General features: G+C 43.0%; 10 protein-coding genes. 4 read left to right on the top strand and 6 right to left on the bottom strand.

All coding sequences use genetic code 11. From position 1 onward, the window contains the following. Positions 1–257: 257 nt before the first annotated feature. On the top strand, positions 258–1,736 hold the full coding sequence (locus NQ544_RS08635) for an L-fucose/L-arabinose isomerase family protein (protein ID WP_006848276.1): 1,479 nt from the start codon (positions 258–260) through the stop codon (positions 1,734–1,736). A gap of 198 nt (positions 1,737–1,934) precedes the next feature. Here the strand turns inward: NQ544_RS08635 and NQ544_RS08630 are convergent, their stop codons facing one another. The 4 genes from NQ544_RS08630 to NQ544_RS08615 form a co-directional block, all read right to left on the bottom strand. Next, the gene (locus NQ544_RS08630; protein WP_006848275.1) at positions 1,935–2,939 is read right to left on the bottom strand and encodes a TerC family protein; all 1,005 of its coding nucleotides are present in this window, start codon (positions 2,937–2,939) and stop codon (positions 1,935–1,937) included. A gap of 200 nt (positions 2,940–3,139) precedes the next feature. Then, positions 3,140–3,604: a copper resistance protein NlpE gene (locus tag NQ544_RS08625; protein WP_006848274.1), complete on the bottom strand. Its 465-nt coding sequence runs from the start codon at positions 3,602–3,604 to the stop codon at positions 3,140–3,142. A 149-nt stretch (positions 3,605–3,753) separates the two neighbouring features. Then, positions 3,754–4,047 carry a hypothetical protein gene (locus NQ544_RS08620; protein ID WP_006848273.1) on the bottom strand — a complete coding sequence of 98 codons (294 nt, stop codon included), beginning with the start codon at positions 4,045–4,047 and terminating at the stop codon, positions 3,754–3,756. A gap of 60 nt (positions 4,048–4,107) precedes the next feature. Next, positions 4,108–5,763: a carboxylesterase/lipase family protein gene (locus NQ544_RS08615; protein ID WP_006848272.1), complete on the bottom strand. Its 1,656-nt coding sequence runs from the start codon at positions 5,761–5,763 to the stop codon at positions 4,108–4,110. 433 nt (positions 5,764–6,196) lie between these two features. On the opposite strand from NQ544_RS08615, the gene NQ544_RS08610 reads away from it, so the two are divergent. Then, positions 6,197–7,222 (top strand): lysylphosphatidylglycerol synthase transmembrane domain-containing protein, encoded by a 1,026-nt coding sequence (locus tag NQ544_RS08610; protein WP_006848270.1) that lies wholly within the window; start codon positions 6,197–6,199, stop codon positions 7,220–7,222. On the opposite strand, the gene NQ544_RS08605 is transcribed toward NQ544_RS08610, so the two are convergent. Further along, positions 7,212–8,252, bottom strand: coding sequence for a carbohydrate porin (locus NQ544_RS08605; RefSeq protein WP_006848269.1), 1,041 nt, complete (start codon positions 8,250–8,252; stop codon positions 7,212–7,214). The two genes, NQ544_RS08610 and NQ544_RS08605, sit on opposite strands and share 11 nt — an antisense overlap. Positions 8,253–8,557: 305 nt before the next feature. On the opposite strand from NQ544_RS08605, the gene NQ544_RS08600 reads away from it, so the two are divergent. After that, complete coding sequence (locus NQ544_RS08600; protein ID WP_006848268.1) at positions 8,558–9,031, top strand: PaaI family thioesterase; 474 nt, start codon at positions 8,558–8,560, stop codon at positions 9,029–9,031. Positions 9,032–10,348: 1,317 nt separating this feature from the next. Here NQ544_RS08600 and NQ544_RS08595 read toward each other — a convergent pair. Next, a complete protein-coding gene (locus tag NQ544_RS08595; protein WP_153134125.1) occupies positions 10,349–11,224 on the bottom strand; it encodes an Rpn family recombination-promoting nuclease/putative transposase in 876 nt (291 codons plus the stop codon). Between the two features lie 504 nt (positions 11,225–11,728). Here NQ544_RS08595 and NQ544_RS08590 point away from each other — a divergent pair. Further along, positions 11,729–15,622 carry a restriction endonuclease subunit S gene (locus tag NQ544_RS08590; protein WP_006848873.1) on the top strand — a complete coding sequence of 1,298 codons (3,894 nt, stop codon included), beginning with the start codon at positions 11,729–11,731 and terminating at the stop codon, positions 15,620–15,622. Positions 15,623–15,624: the final 2 nt, after the last annotated feature.

Here is a 15,624-nt window from a genome sequence, read left to right as displayed (position 1 = left end):
AAGACAGAAAAAGGGTATCAGATGATAAAAGAGATACGTATAAAATGTATCAAGAACTTTATCATATGTTACATTTGGCGCAGAATTTCGGTTTTGCGCCATTTTTTTGAATAAAAAATTCCTTAAAACGCTTGGTGATACAAAATATATTTGTACCTTTGTGCTCGGAACAATGAATAATTGTCAGCCAAACAAATTAGAAAAGAATCAATAAATATAAGCAATTTATACAAAAACTTAAGTAATAAACTAAAATTATGGTAAGCAACAACATTCCACAAGTAAAGCTCGGTATTATTGCCGTTAGCCGTGACTGTTTTCCAATCGCGCTTTCTACTCAGCGCCGTGAGAACATCGTAAAAGAGTACAAGGGTGAAATTTTCAACTGTCAGACTACAGTTGAGAACGAGAAAGATATGCTCAAGGCTGTGGCCGAAGTAAAGGAGCAGGGCTGCAACGCCTTGGTTGTATTCCTTGGTAACTTCGGTCCTGAGACCCCTGAAACTTTGATTGCAAAGAACTTCGACGGTCCTGTTATGTTCGTAGCAGCTGCTGAAGGTGACGGCGATATGATCAATGGTCGTGGTGATGCATACTGCGGTATGCTCAACTGCTCTTACAACCTCGGTATGCGTCATTTGAAGGGTTACATCCCTGAGTACCCTGTTGGTACAGCAGAGGAAGTAGCTAAGATGATTGCAGACTTCGTACCAGTAGCTCGCGTCATCCTCGGTTTGAAGGGCTTGAAGATTATCACATTCGGTCCACGTCCTCAGGACTTCTTCGCTTGCAACGCTCCAATCAAGGGCTTGTACGAACTGGGTGTAGAGATTGAGGAGAACTCAGAGCTCGACCTCCTTGTAGCTTATAAGGAGCATGCGAACGATCCACGTATCGACGAGGTTTGCGCTGATATGGCCAAGGAGATGGGCGAAGGCTGCTACTATCCTGATCTCAGCCGCAGAATGGCACAGTTTGAGTTGACATTGCTCGACTGGGCAGAGGCTCACAAGGGTTCTCGCCAGTATGTAGCATTCGCTGACAAGTGCTGGCCTGCATTCCCAAGCCAGTTCGGTTTCGAGCCTTGCTATGTAAACAGCCGTCTCGTTAGCCGCGGTATTCCTGTAGCTTGCGAGGTTGATGTCTATGGTGCATTGTCTGAGTACATCGGTATGTGTGCTTCTGACGATACCGTTACATTGCTCGATATCAACAACTCTGTTCCTCAGTATATCTATGATGAGGACATCAAGGGCAAGTACGATTATAAGTTGACTGATACCTTCATGGGCTTCCACTGCGGTAACACTCCACAGTGCAAGATGTGCTCAAACCGTAAGATTAAGTATCAGCTCATCCAGAACCGTTTGTTGGAGAATGGTTGTAAACCAGACTTCACCCGTGGTACTTTGGAGGGTGATATCGCAGCTTCTGATATCACATTCTACCGTCTGCAGTGCGATTCTCAGGGCAACCTCCGCAGCTACATCGCAGAGGGTGAGGTTCTCGATGTTCCTACCCGTTCATTCGGTGGTATCGGTATCTTCGCCATCAACGAGATGGGCCGCTTCTATCGTCACGTATTGATTCAGAAGGGTTATCCACACCACGGAGCCGTAGCATTCTCTCACGTAGGTAAGACCTTGTTCGAGGTATTCAAGTATCTTGGCATCAAGGATATCGCTTACAACCAGCCAGCTAGCCTGCCTTACCCAACAGAGAATCCTTGGAAGTAAATTGAGTGAAGAGGGAAGAGTGAAGAAACAAAGTTCGGCGGCCGAAGGGAAAGCCAATTCATTTGCTCTTCTTTCTAAACTGAGTTCATAAAAGATAAGGGCGATTGCTTATCCCTTGCGTGGGGAATAGCAATCGCCCTTTTTATGTTTTCCTGGAAGGAGATTACCTGATGATAATCTCCTTTACGAATGGTTTGCTTATTTCGTATTTTCCAACGCTTCCTGTTTCTGCGGAATCACCACCGAAGCCCCGATGCTGACGAGCAGTACGAGGATGATAAATACCAGCGAACTGACTGCATCAATCTCGAAGAAATCGTGGATGAGCATCTTCACACCGATGAACACCAGCAGCACACTCACACCCACCTTCAGATAGCGGAACTTGTCTGCTATCGCTGCCAGCAGGAAGAAGAGGGCACGCAAGCCCAGGATGGCGAAGATATTCGAGAAGAACACCACGAACGGGTCGAGCGATACCGAGAATACGGCTGGGATGCTGTCGAAGGCGAAAATCAGGTCGCAGAACTCGATGAACACCACCGTCATCACCAGCGGACCCAGATGCAGGCGCTTCTGCATGAACTTCACTACCGGATGCTCCAGGGCATTGATTTCCTCCTTCTTGTTCCTGTTGAGGAACATCTTGGCACCGCTGTAAACCAGAAATCCTCCGAATACGAGTAATATCCAGGCGAACCGGCTGATAAGCGCAGCACCCGCAAAGATGAAGACGAAGCGCAGCACGATGGCTCCCAGGATACCCCAGTTCAGTACGTGCTGGTAATCTTTCTTGTCTACTCCGAACGAGGTGAAAATCATCATCATCACGAAGAGATTATCTACCGAGAGTGTTTTCTCTATCAGATAACCCGAGATGTAGGAGATGGTCATATAGTGCCGGTATTGCTGCAGACTCCCCTCATAGTCGTTCGGGTCCAGTTTGAGATGCGAAGCATAGCGCGAGGCTATCAGCTTCAGGTCGTCGAAGTTCTCGATGCCGTGCACCATGTCTCCATGAAAATAGATGAATACTGCGAAGGCGAGCGCGAGAATAATCCATACAGCCGTCCATGAACCGGCTTCCTTGATAGACACCACATGTGCCTTTCGGTCGATGACCAGCATGTCTAATACGAGTATGGCTGCGATGAAAATCACGAATCCTACCAAAAACATCGATTCAGTAAAAACATGTTCCATTTTTCTTTATCCTTAATCTATTTAGTATATACCATTGAATCTTAAAATCATTTCATCTGTTAGAAACGTGGGCGCAAAATTAGGAAAAATATCTGGAATAGCGAAGGTTCCGGTGCAAAACTTAATTGATTTTAACTTGAAAGGCAGGAATGTAACAGGTTTGTAATAATGGCGCTGTGAGAACCGGCAAAAAAGGCGTTTTACCTTTTCTTAGTCAGCACATAGTGCTTAGCCATGGCACCTTCAGGCTCATTGCCCAGCGAATCGGTCATGATGAGGCTGTTGGCATCCTTTACCTTGTAGTAAGATGTCTCGCCGCTCGATGGACGAGTGATTTCTACCACGTTGTTAGCCAATACCTTGAAGATACCGCTCGCTTCGTCGTGACCATCCTTGCGCTCCAGATAGTCGGCTGAGTACTGGTAGGTGCTGTCGGCGTTGAGCGTCAAAACGGTCTTGATGCCCGGACAGTCGGCAGCAGGGAGAGTTCCCTCGTAGGTGCCGGCGATGGAATCGAGAATGACATCGTTGGAATTGAGCGAATCATTTTCAGCATAACTGAGGCTATCCTGGTCAGCCCCCTGGCTATTTGTCTTCTTGCCATTGCAGGAGACAACTGACAATGCAGCGATGACGGCTGCTGTCAAAACTAATTTCTTTTTCATACTATACTGCTTTTTAATTGTTACTTATTACGGAATCTCTTCTCTTAGAGAGCACTTTCCCCGAGAAGGATTTCTCTTCGCAAAAATAGTGTTTTATTCTGTTATCCGCAAGTTTTACACAGAAAATTATAGAATATTATACTATTTTCTTAATTGATGATGACTGGCACAATCTCTTCTTCGCTAGGCCAATGAGGCAGATAGAAGAGCGGGCGAGGGGTGCCGCCCAAGCCCGTCCAGTCTATCTGTTTCACAAAGTCGAAATCGGGAGGACCGAAGTCGAAACTTCTGCCGTAGAGCACGATGGCGCCTCTGCCTTCATCTATCTTCCACAAACCGCCCCCGTAGGTGCATTGCTCGCCGGGTAACAGCATGTCACGGTGCAGGTAGACACGCCCGAACTTCAGTACTCCGTCTCTGTTGATAATGAATTTCTGAAACATCTCTATTTCTGGTTTATTCAATGAAATCTGTATTCCGATTGATTCAATGTAATGAGAGAATTATTTCTTCTCCCAAAACAGTTTGTCTATGAAATCATAGCGCTTCTCCATCTGTGCATCAGTTTTTACGACGGTATTCACGTTTATCTGAAGCACAGGGGCTACTGCCTTGCCGTTGGTGGATGGCCACTCAGGCAGACCCAGACCATTCGGATTGCCGGTCTTTACGAAATTGGCGTAATACTGGCTGAAGATGTCGCTGATCATATAATCCTCCGGCTGCCAGTTGAACACGCGGTTGGTTGGCAATGTACCCATTGCATACTCGATGTCGGCAGAATGAACGGCTCCCTTGTCTTGTGGCGCAGGAGCCGCATCTTCCTTGGCATCTACCACGCCGCCAGCCAATGCAGCCACCTTGCCCTTGATGGCCATAGCAGGACGAGGATGGCAATAGCGGTAGCGGTAAACAGGCTGTCCGCCGGTCAGCTTGTGCATGTTGCCCCACTTCCATGTAGAATAATCGAGGAAGATATCCGAAGCCAGATTCACGCCCAGCTGTTCCAATACATCCTTATCGCTATTGATGCCGTAGAGGCGGAAGAGTTCATCGATGTTCTCTTCTCCGAAAGTAGCCTTGGCGCCAGCTTTCAGATTCTCAACGGTTGGCTGCTTGCCCATCAATACCGCCAATGGAGTCATCTCCTGGTTGTTGCCGCCGATAAGCAGAGGCACCTTGGTCTGCTCGCCTTTGGCAAATACCTCTACAGGCTGTTCTTTCATGAAATATCCGTCGATGTTATAGACCGGAACCGCTCTTACGCCCGCCAGCTTCATCAATTCCTCGGCAGGAAGGGCACGAAGGTCGTTGAGATTCTTCATTCCTACGTTCTTTTTCACCTTCTTTCCGGTTTCCTTACCCATCTTCTCGGCTATTTTCTGGGCAAGCTGCACGCCTTTCTCCTCGGCTTCCTTCTGTGTAGCCACCTTCTTGAATCCCATCACCGAACCACTGGAACCCATTGCCTGAGCAAAGAGTCCCTGACAGAGAGGGGAAGCCATCAGGGCGCTGACCGACATGGAACCTGCCGATTCGCCTACGATGGTGATGCGGTTAGGGTCGCCGCCGAAAGCCTCGATGTTATCCTTTACCCACTGGATGGCAGCCACCTGGTCCATGAATCCATAGTTGCCGGAACCCTTGTAGGATGTTTCCTTAGAGAGCTGTGGGTGGGCGAAGAATCCGAAGATGCCCTCGCGATAGTTGGCTGTGATGGAGATGATGCCCTTGCGCGCCATCGCATCGCCCGCATATCTAGGTTCGCTTCCGCTACCTGCCATCAATCCTCCGCCGTTGAAATAAATGAGTATCGGCAGATGCTCCTTCATGGTCTTTGCGGGAGTCCATATATTAAGGTACAGACAATCTTCGCTGTATTTCTTCGTACCGAAGTTCATATCACCGAAGATGGGTTCCTGCATCGGGTTCGGTCCGAACTCCTTAGCCTCGCGTACGCCCTGCCATTTCTGTACAGGCTGCGGAGCCTTCCAGCGGAGATTTCCTACAGGAGGGGCAGCGAACGGAATACCCTTGAATACTGTGATGCCTGAGAGGTCTTTTCCTTCGAGGATACCTTCGGCAGTCGTAACCTGAGTCTGCGCCATTATTCCCATACCAGAGAGCAGAAAGGCGATGGATAAGAGTAGTTTTTTCATATCTTAAATCTGTTAGTTTTGCAATAATACTGCAAATATAATCAAAATATCGTTACCTTGTCTTATTCAGTCCCATTTTTTAAATCTTTTTGTAAAAAGGCAATGCTTTCACTCTTCTTTCATTTCTTTGTAACACGAAAGTAACATCCTTTAAATATCTTTGCAGCGGTATAAAGTATTACAGCATTATCCGCAAAACTCCTTTCGGCAATTCGCTGACGATTGATTTGGCAAAGGCGGCGATAGACGGCGAGCAGTTGGGTGCAGATGAACTATACGGTAGCCGCGGAGACTCTGGTGTGCTCTTGGGAGGACATTGCTGTAGAAGTTTTGGACAGATATCAGCATTTAATTGACAGACAACAAAATAGATTAGCCATTTAATCGTTATATTACTATATATAATAAGGTATAGTTTTATTTTGAGAATAATATGAAAAAATGGCATTTATGGTTGGCGGCTTCCATCGGACTGGTGGTCATTGTTGGAATGATGATTCGGGAGTTTGATGTGGAAGTTCTGAGCAGGATAGATTTGTCTCCTAGGTTCTTTCTGGGGGTAGTAATGGGCGTGTTGCTCTTTGCGGTCCAGAATCTGATGCTCACCCTCCGTTTCCGTCATCTCTGCCAGCATAAGTTATCCGTAGCCGAGGCGTTCCGCATCAATGTGCTCTGCGAGTTTACTTCTGCTGTCACTCCTTCGGCGGTGGGGGGAAGTGGTTTGGCTTTTGTCTATCTCAATCGCGAGGGAGTTTCTATGGGCAGAAGTATCTTCACCATGTTTGCAGCCCTGCTGGCTGATGAGGCTTTTCTTGCCATCAGTTGCGTGCTGCTCTATTTCTGTGTTCCATCGCATCTCTTGTTCAGCTTGGCTGATGGAGTGGGGATTTCTGCGGATGCTACGAACGAATGGATTAAGGGCGGAGTGCAGGTTATCTTCATAGTCAGCACCCTTATCGTGGCTGTCTGGACGGCCATCCTCTACCTCTTGTTGTTGCATCGTCCTCAGATTCTGGGCTGGGTATTGAAGGGATGCTGCAAGATTCCTTTCCTTCGCAGATTCCTGCCCAAGGTAGAGAAGTTTTCCGAGGAGATGACGATGGCTTCGGAGGAGGCAAAGCTGGAGGGCGGAAGATTCTGGCTGCAGCTGATGGGTTATACTTCCCTGGCGTGGCTGTCGAGATTCGCCATCGTGATAGCTATTCTCATTGCCTTTCATTGTCAGGGCAACATGCTGGTGGCTTGGTGCCGCCAATGGGTGATGTGGATGATTTCCATTCTGAGTCCTACGCCTGGCGGAAGTGGCGTGGCAGAGTTGATGTTCCGCCTTTATTATGCCGATTTCCTGCCCGATGCCTCAGTAGCCATCCTTGCCGCCATGCTCTGGCGTGCCATCTTCTATTACCCTTTCCTGGTGATGGGCACCCTGGTCTTACCGAAATGGATTGCTAGAAACTGACATAGAGTCGGGCACTGAGCGACGTGAAATCTCCATTGTCGTTTTTGATGTATTGGAACGATGGCTGAAGGGAAATGGATTCCGTCAGCTGTCTTTTCCACGTTACTTCCAGCGAATATTCTGAACCCTGCTGGAAGCGGGCGTACTGGCCCGACAAGCCGCACTCGTTCTTCTCGTCCTGATAGGCACCGTCCAACTCTGCGCATCGGTAGCAGGCATTCTGATGACTGGTGTTCTCGGAATATTGCACCATGCACGAAATGTTCTTGTCACCTGACTTCCAAACGCTCTGCTCTCCGTAAATCCACCAGGCACAGGTGGTCTTGCCCTTGGATTCATCGGCAGAAACCATTTCGCCATCCTCGTTGATCGGATATTGACGGGTATGGACGGCAGCACCCGCAAAATATTTTCCACCTTTATGTTCATACACCAACTGCGACATATTGAAGATTCCATCCTTCTTCGGGCGAACCAGGAAAGGATTGTCGTGGGCTTTCCAGCCATTATATCCCGCACCATTATACAGACTGTTTCTGAAAGTCCATCCTCCCTTGGTTACATCAAAGTAAAGGGTCAAGCCCGAATACGGATAGTTGGCTATCGGATAGCTTGAAGCAACCGTAGGAAAAATTCCCTCAGAACTGTTCTGGAATAGTGCCGTAACATCAGAGGTAAAGAAATCCTCGTTCACGTTTCTCACACCCACAAACAGATGGCCCGAATTCCACTCGTGCATGTAGCCCAGCACGGCAAGCATGGCGAAATTATTATCCGCATCTATGTTCGAAAAGCCCTGCCAGTCGTCAATAATGCCATCGTTGGTCTTTGCCACATGCAGCGTTGCCGCCTCGAACGAGTCCTTTCCTTTTCCTATCGGAACACTCAGTTCCAGTCTCAGCTGGTTAGTCAGATTGGTATTCTTGTTCAGGTCCCATTGCCATTCAGAAATATATTGTCCGTTAAAGTTCTGTGCATGAGCAAGGCAGATATGGATACAGCCTAAAATAATAAAAATAATTCTCTTCATTTCTTAATGTTTTGTATAATTTCTTGTTCACTTGCCCGCCGTCTGCGAGCATCGTTCTAATTCAGGCTGCAAAGGTACTGGGTATTTCAAAATCCTGCAATACTTAATAATTAGCATTTTTATTTAGTCTAAATAGACAAGTGCTCTTTGTTATCCTCATTTCTAGGTATTGTGGTTCTCTTATATGGATGGAAGGTTCTGTCCTTATTTTTAGGTATTAAACGGCTACCAACAATAATATTTTTTAAAAACTTTGTCTTATCAGATATTATTCGTACCTTTGCATTGTTTAAAAAAGTTAGAAAATGAAGAAGATATTAAATCCATATTTGAACAAGGAGGGCTACAACTGCGTTTGCTGTGCCCCCAACAATCCTGTAGGATTGCATCTTGAGTTTTGGGAAGAGGGTGAGGATGTACTTACCATCTGGAATCCCGGCGAGAATTACCAGGGCTGGATCAATACCCTGCATGGCGGAATCATCAGTATGCTGATGGATGAAGTGGCAGGCTGGGTTATCAACCGCAAACTGCAGACCACGGGTGTGACGATGCAGCTCAACGTGAAGTACAAGAAACCTGTGATGACCACCGATTCGCAGATTACGGTGCGTGGTCACATCGCCAGTCAGCGCCGCAATATCGTCACCATCCACTTGACTCTGGAGAACTCTAAAGGCGAGGTTTGTGATGAGGGCGAAGCCATCTACTTCACCTTCGGTCCTGACAAAGCCAAGGAGATGGGGTTCGACTGCTGCAAGGTAGAGGGGGAGGAATAACTCTCCCCACTTGTTTGTAATGCTGGAGTCTTTCTTGAAGTTTTGAAAGTTCTTAAAGTTGATCATGCTCAGTCTGCGTTTAAGAGTTCCTTGAATCACAATTCCCCAGAAAGCCGTTTCCTGCCCATTTTTGTGGTCTTCATTGATGACCGGCGCCTGCCATCTATTAAGACCAGCCTCGGTCGTCATAGATGACCGACTTTTGGCAAGAAGGCTGTTCTTTCGATTGCCGGTGCAAAGATACAAAAATTCTAAGCAGAAAGCAAGCTTTTTCCGGTAGAATGTTGAAAAATAGTGCGTAAGTAGCTGATGTGTAGAGGTATAAGTGTTTTTGATTTGTGCATCTGATTGCAAAAGTAACCTTGGATTGCTTTTGATGATTGAAAAGCGGGGAAATGTGGGGTGGTGTCATTAAGGGTCAGTGTCATTAAGGGTCATTAAGGTTTTCGGGGGCGCAAATGTCTCTATAGTATAATAATAAATATATATTTATATTATACTATGGCTCTAAATGACATTTGCTTTTTCTTAATGACCCTTAATGACCCTGACCCTTAATGACACGATAGAGCTTCTGAAAGCTATTCTGGAAGAATGTGGTATTGAATGTATCGTGTTGATAATCAATTTGATAGTAGCTTGTAGAACTGTTCTGGTTCCCTCGTTTAATGCTATTAAAACACACGGAATCGCCTTCGCTCTACCCAAGCTTTTCTTGCTGTTTTACGAGAATCTTGACAAAATATATCAAGAAATTCCTCGTTTTTCCCCTTTCATCCTACCTTTTACCCCTCTTATTTTAGCTTTCTGAAGGGGTGAAAAGTGCCATCGGAACCACTTTTTCTTGCTCCTAAGAGCATTTTTCTCCTTCTTTCTCTGAAAAAAACAATTCTGTCTTTCTTGTCATTTTTTGCTTGGGTAATGTGATTTTCTGTTGACAATGGAGTCTGGCTATTTAGGGGATAAGGTCATTAAGGTCAAGGTCATTATCGGTCATTAAGGTTTTCTAATCCCTTAAAAGTACTTTACAATATGCCATGAAAAACTCCTTTACTAAAAAGGGTAGTTTATGGGTTAAAATCCATGTTTTATAAGGGTAAAATACCGCTTTTTTCGGAAAAGTGTGGTTTCCAACCCCCTATTTTCATAGGAAAAGTGTAGTTTTCGACTATTGGTTTTATCGGAAAAGTGTATTTTGGATTTCTTTGGGCATTACTTATCTGCCTATTTATTATATAATGTGTATAGAGCTGAAGGAGATTTCTGTCTGGTGCTTTGTCGGATTAATCCGGCAAAGCACCAGGCAGAAATCTAATACTACGACTGAAGTTGCTTCAATTGTTCTTCTGTCAATCCAGTTGCCTGCATGATTTGAGACCAAGAAATACCCATTGCCAACAAGTTGCGGGCTACTTCCAAACCTTTAGACAGTTCACCTTCCGCTCTACCCTTTTCCTCGCCTTCAACATACGAGCCATAAAGGCCGGAGTAGTAATCATCAACAGCCTTAATACTTTCATCGTATTTTTCCTGCTCCTCACTACTCAAGCAACGAACATCCGCCAATTTAGCAAGATGATCGAATATCTTTTTCTGTGCCGTAAAAGGCAATCTTTCCAATACTTCCATATACTTTAAAACATAAATCCATTTTTCAAAACCTGTCTCGCATTCTTCCTCACTCTTATCAAAGAAAGGAAGAGAAAGATAGATGAAACGAAGCTTGTCAGAAAACATCGAGTCACTAGACTTCTCCCTCAAAGCAACGTCTGTCCTAAACTTTGTCACCTCATGCTCCCTTGGCATAAAATTCATGATGCAAACCACATACACCGGTACAAACTGGTATAAAACAGCAGTGCGGTTACCTGCTTCATCAAACTTCTTGCGTTGGGCAACAAAAGCCTTACTAGCATAATAGATGGAACGGTTCACAAAGAAAGGTACCCATCTGTTCTGCATCTCAACGATGAAATGCTTATCATCGTCGGTAACACAATAGATGTCAAAGATGCAGCCACGGAGATCATTAGTATCTCCAAGCTGTTCCTTATCCTTGAATGTTACGTCCTTGATTTGAAACTCACCTTCAAACAAGTCGTTCAAAAAATTAATCAGCAAGTCCTTGCTGAACTCTTGACCGAAGAGACGCTTGAAGCCCCAATCGGTAAAGGGGTTGATGTATCTACCCATAAATTATCAATTTAGATTCTGTAAATCTGCTGCGAAGATACACTTTTTTATTGAATCTGCCAAGAAATTCTAGGATTTTCTTTCTAAAAGAGGGTAAGGAAAAGGTATGGGGAGAAAAAATGGTGAAGAACTGAGCCCCTTTTTAAAGTGGGCTCAATTTTGTATAAATATAAAGAAATAGTTTTATGGATAAAGTAAAGAAGATGACTCTTCAAATTTTCCAGATGGTGTCTAGAAAAATAAGTTGGTCTCAAATCTGTGAACACCTCACTATTATATAATGTATAGAGGAGAAATTGCCCGAATATGAAGTGCTGCTTGTGATTCAAATCTCCAAAATGTGTTAGGAATATAAGGCAAACTTAATGGTGAAGTAGTAGATGATAAGAGTTGTAGAGGAAGAAACTTTGATTTTATGAAGCGAAAATAATCTAAAATCGGGTTCTTTCTTAATTATTTTTGCTATCTTTGCAACAAATTTGGAATAACTAAGCTCTGCTTAAAATGGTAAAAGAACAAATAGGAGAATTGTTAAACCTTCTCGGCTTTAAACTGGAAGGTAATAAATATATAAAGAAGTATGATACTACTCTGCATCCCTTACAGGTTGATGTGGAGAGAGGACGTATTTATTATGAGAATAGTGGTATTACTGTAACTCGTGAGACAACTTCCAATCTGAGTGATCCGGAAAATCTGGTTGTCTTAGAGTGTGTGGACAGATTGTTGTCTATGGGGTATAGTGCAAATCATATAGAGCTGGAACCTCAATGGAAATTGGGACATAGTCAAAAAGGTGGCTTTGCAGACATTTGGGTGCGTACATATTCTGATGATGTGATAATTGGTAGTGAAGTGGATAAACAGTCATTGCTTATCATAGAGTGCAAGACTGCTGGTGCACAATTTACTGACGCTTGGAATGATACTTTAGACGATGGTGCGCAGCTATTCTCTTATTTTCAGCAGGAGCCTCAGACTAAGTTTTTGTGTCTTTATACTTCTGATATAGTAGATGGAAAGATAAAGTCTGAGTATAAATTGATAAATGTTCAAGACAACAAAGATTTGTTGGAGTCAGACCAGTCTGCCCAAAGTTATCAAGATAAAAATGACAAGCAACGTTATCGTGTATGGAGAGATACCTATAGTTGTGAGCATGCAACAAGAGGCTTGTTTGAAAGTGATATCTTGCCATACGAAATAGGTAAAAATAAATATACACTCAAAGATTTGACAGAGGTTGATAATAATGAAATCCAGAAGAAGTATCATGAGTTTGCTTTAATTTTACGTCAGCATAATGTGAGTGGACGTGAGAATGCTTTTGATAAGCTGGTCAATCTCTTTTTGGCAAAAGTTGTTGACGAAACCAATAATCCAGAAGATTTGCATTTCTACTGGAAAGGTACTGCATACGATGATGATTTCCAGCTTCAGGATCGTTTGCAGCGACTTTATCGCGATGGTATGATGCGTTTCTTGAAAGAAGAGGTAACTTACATCGAAAATAAGCAGATAGATCTTGCTTTCAGACGATTTAAGAATGATCCCGATGCAACAAAGAAGACTATTAAGGAGTATTTCCGTGCATTGAAATTCTTCTCAGATAATGATTTTTCTTTCATTAGCGTGCATAATGAGAAACTCTTCCGCCAAAATGCAGTTGTGCTTAGAAAAATGGTGAAGATGCTCCAGGATATTCGTTTGAAAACAGATGGTACAAAGCAAAATCAGTTTTTGGGAGATCTGTTTGAAGGTTTTTTGAATAGAGGTATTAAGCAGAGTGAGGGACAATTCTTCACTCCGATGCCTATTGTTCGTTTTATTGTTTCTTCTTTGCCTTTGGAACATATCATTAGAGACAATGAAGATATTCCATGGGCTATTGATTATGCTTGTGGAGCAGGCCATTTCCTTACAGAGTATGCTGTTAGAATAAAGGAGTTTGTAGAAAAATATCGTAAGGATATTCCTTTGGAGGAGTATTATGCTCGAATCACAGGTATTGAAAAGGAGTATCGTCTTTCAAAAGTATCAAAAGTTTCAGCTTTCATGTATGGACAGGATGACATAAATATCGTTTATGCAGATGCTTTGGTAAAGCATCCTGATGTGCATGATGGAAAATACGAAGTATTGGTAGCTAATCCTCCTTATGCCGTTTCTGGTTTCTTGGATACACTTACGGATGAGCAGCGCAAGCATTATTCTTTGTATAATGCGAATGTTAATACTGATAAGAATAATGTCATTGAGGCATTCTTTATAGAAAGAGCTGCGCAATTGATGAAGACGGGAGGTGTGGCTGGTATCATCTTGCCTGTGTCTATGCTTAATAGAAATGGTATGCATGCTCATGCTCGTGAAATTATTTTAAAAAACTTCGATATTGTTGCTTTGGCGGAATTTGGAAGTGGTACTTTTGGGCAAACGGGTACGAATACAGTAACTATGTTCTTACGTCGTAAGGAGACTAATACTCCTGATTATGAGCATTATAAGTATAGAGTAGATAGCTGGTTTGCACAGAGAAACGAAACCAATGCAGTCTATAAAGATGAGTATCTGTTGGATTGCTATTGCAAACATTGTGATTACAAATTGGAAGATTACAAGGCTTTTATTGGTGGCTCGATAAATGATAGTTTCTTGAATACAGAGACTGTGCAGGCTTATTATGTCTCATTCTTTGGCAATCAGAGAAATGCGATGAAAGATGTTAGCGATGAAGCGAAGACTATCAGAAATAAATATCTTTCACGTGCAAATACAAAAGCTTATAAGGCTTTACCTTTGTTGGAGCAGAATAAAATCAAGGAGCAGGCATTCTTGGATTTTGTAACTGCTATTGAGAAAGAAAAAGTCTATTATTATGTCTTGGCTTATACTGTATCACAACCGGTATTACTGATAAAGACTCCTACAACAACTGCAGGAATCAAGACATTCTTAGGCTATGGATGGAGTGGCAGTAAAGGTAATGAGGGAATACAATATCTCAATGTTGGCAAAAGTAAGACGGATGAAGATAGTGAGGATGAGGAAGAAGACGATACAATGAATCAGATTCGTGGTATTGGTGGAATTCAAACTCCTTTGTTTAATCCTTCTAATCTTGCTGATGATGATAAGATTAATACATTGATTCGCAAAAACTTTATGGGAGAAAATATAATGATTCCTAGCGATTTAGCTGAATATGTAAGTAAGGCAAAATTGGTGGATATGATTGATTTCTCTCGTACAGCATTTAATAAAGAGTTTAAGACAAGTGTTTCTTCCGTTGAAAAGTTTGATAGTAAGTTTCCTTTGGTAAAGCTTGGGAGTCTCATAAATGGTACGCCTCAGTATGGCGCAAACCAAAAGGCTGTAGAAGGAAATCCTCTTATGGATTATCGTTATATACGAATCACAGATATTAATGAGGATGGTACATTAAATGATGATTGGAAAACTGTTGCAGAAGTAGAAAAGCAATATATATTAAAGGAAGGAGATGTGCTTTTTGCAAGATCTGGTGCGACTGCCGGTAAAGCTTTCTATTATAAAAATGAATATGGAAAGGCTTTATATGCAGGTTATCTCATTAGGTTTAGATTTGATGAAAGTAAAGTAATTCCATTATTTGTATATAATTTGTTGTGTTCTAAAGAATACAATGATTGGGTAGAAAAGACAAAGGGTGGAACTGCAAGACAAAATATCAACTCTCAACAGTATTGTTCATTTGAGATTCCACTTCCTCCAATGGATATTCAAAAGAAAATCGTGGAGGAATGTGAGAAGGTTAATAACAGAATGGTTGAGCTCTTGCAGCAAATTCAATATAATGAAGAACGAAAGTTACATTTGTTTGAAGATGCACAATCAAAAGCTAATAGGGCTTTGAGATTGGATTCTGCTGTTTTTAATATATCTATTGGACGAAGAGTGTTGAAGAAAGAAGTTGTAGATACGGGACGTTTTGACATTTATAGTGCCAATGTTTTTGAGTCTTTTGGAAAGTCTGAGCATTCTGTTTTAAATGATTTCTCTCAACCTTCTGTTTTATGGGGTATAGATGGTGATTGGATGGTGAACTTTATTGGTAAAGATCAGTTATTCTGTCCTACAGATCATTGTGGCGTAATTCGAGTATTGAATGAGAACGAAGTTTTATCTCGTTATCTTGTATATCCGCTACAAAAAGAAGGCGAAAAGCAACGATTTTCTCGTGCTAACAGAGCTTCGACAGAACGAATACGTTCTTTGATAATTCAGGTTCCATCAATAGAAGTCCAAAAAGAAGTCGTCGAAAAGTTGAGCAAGATAGATGAAGAAATCTCAAAGGCTAAGCAGTACGTTGCCAATGCTTCCTCTGCCAAGCAAGCCATCTTGGACAAATATTTAAAGTAACG

Source organism: Segatella copri DSM 18205 (assembly GCF_025151535.1).
Classification (GTDB): Bacteria; Bacteroidota; Bacteroidia; order Bacteroidales; family Bacteroidaceae; genus Prevotella; species Prevotella copri.
Note: the sequence above shows the minus strand (reverse complement) of the source record. Positions and strands in the feature narration are given on the sequence as shown.

Bases quoted from the DNA above. Each gene is read 5' to 3' on its own strand.
- NQ544_RS08595 (WP_153134125.1), bottom strand. From the start codon at position 11,224: ATGGGTAGATACATCAACCCCTTTACCGATTGGGGCTTCAAGCGTCTC.
- NQ544_RS08620 (WP_006848273.1), bottom strand. From the start codon at position 4,047: ATGTTTCAGAAATTCATTATCAACAGAGACGGAGTACTGAAGTTCGGG.
- NQ544_RS08590 (WP_006848873.1), top strand. From the start codon at position 11,729: ATGGTAAAAGAACAAATAGGAGAATTGTTAAACCTTCTCGGCTTTAAA.
- NQ544_RS08625 (WP_006848274.1), bottom strand. From the start codon at position 3,604: ATGAAAAAGAAATTAGTTTTGACAGCAGCCGTCATCGCTGCATTGTCA.
- NQ544_RS08610 (WP_006848270.1), top strand. From the start codon at position 6,197: ATGAAAAAATGGCATTTATGGTTGGCGGCTTCCATCGGACTGGTGGTC.
- NQ544_RS08605 (WP_006848269.1), bottom strand. From the start codon at position 8,252: ATGAAGAGAATTATTTTTATTATTTTAGGCTGTATCCATATCTGCCTT.
- NQ544_RS08630 (WP_006848275.1), bottom strand. From the start codon at position 2,939: ATGGAACATGTTTTTACTGAATCGATGTTTTTGGTAGGATTCGTGATT.
- NQ544_RS08615 (WP_006848272.1), bottom strand. From the start codon at position 5,763: ATGAAAAAACTACTCTTATCCATCGCCTTTCTGCTCTCTGGTATGGGA.
- NQ544_RS08600 (WP_006848268.1), top strand. From the start codon at position 8,558: ATGAAGAAGATATTAAATCCATATTTGAACAAGGAGGGCTACAACTGC.
- NQ544_RS08635 (WP_006848276.1), top strand. From the start codon at position 258: ATGGTAAGCAACAACATTCCACAAGTAAAGCTCGGTATTATTGCCGTT.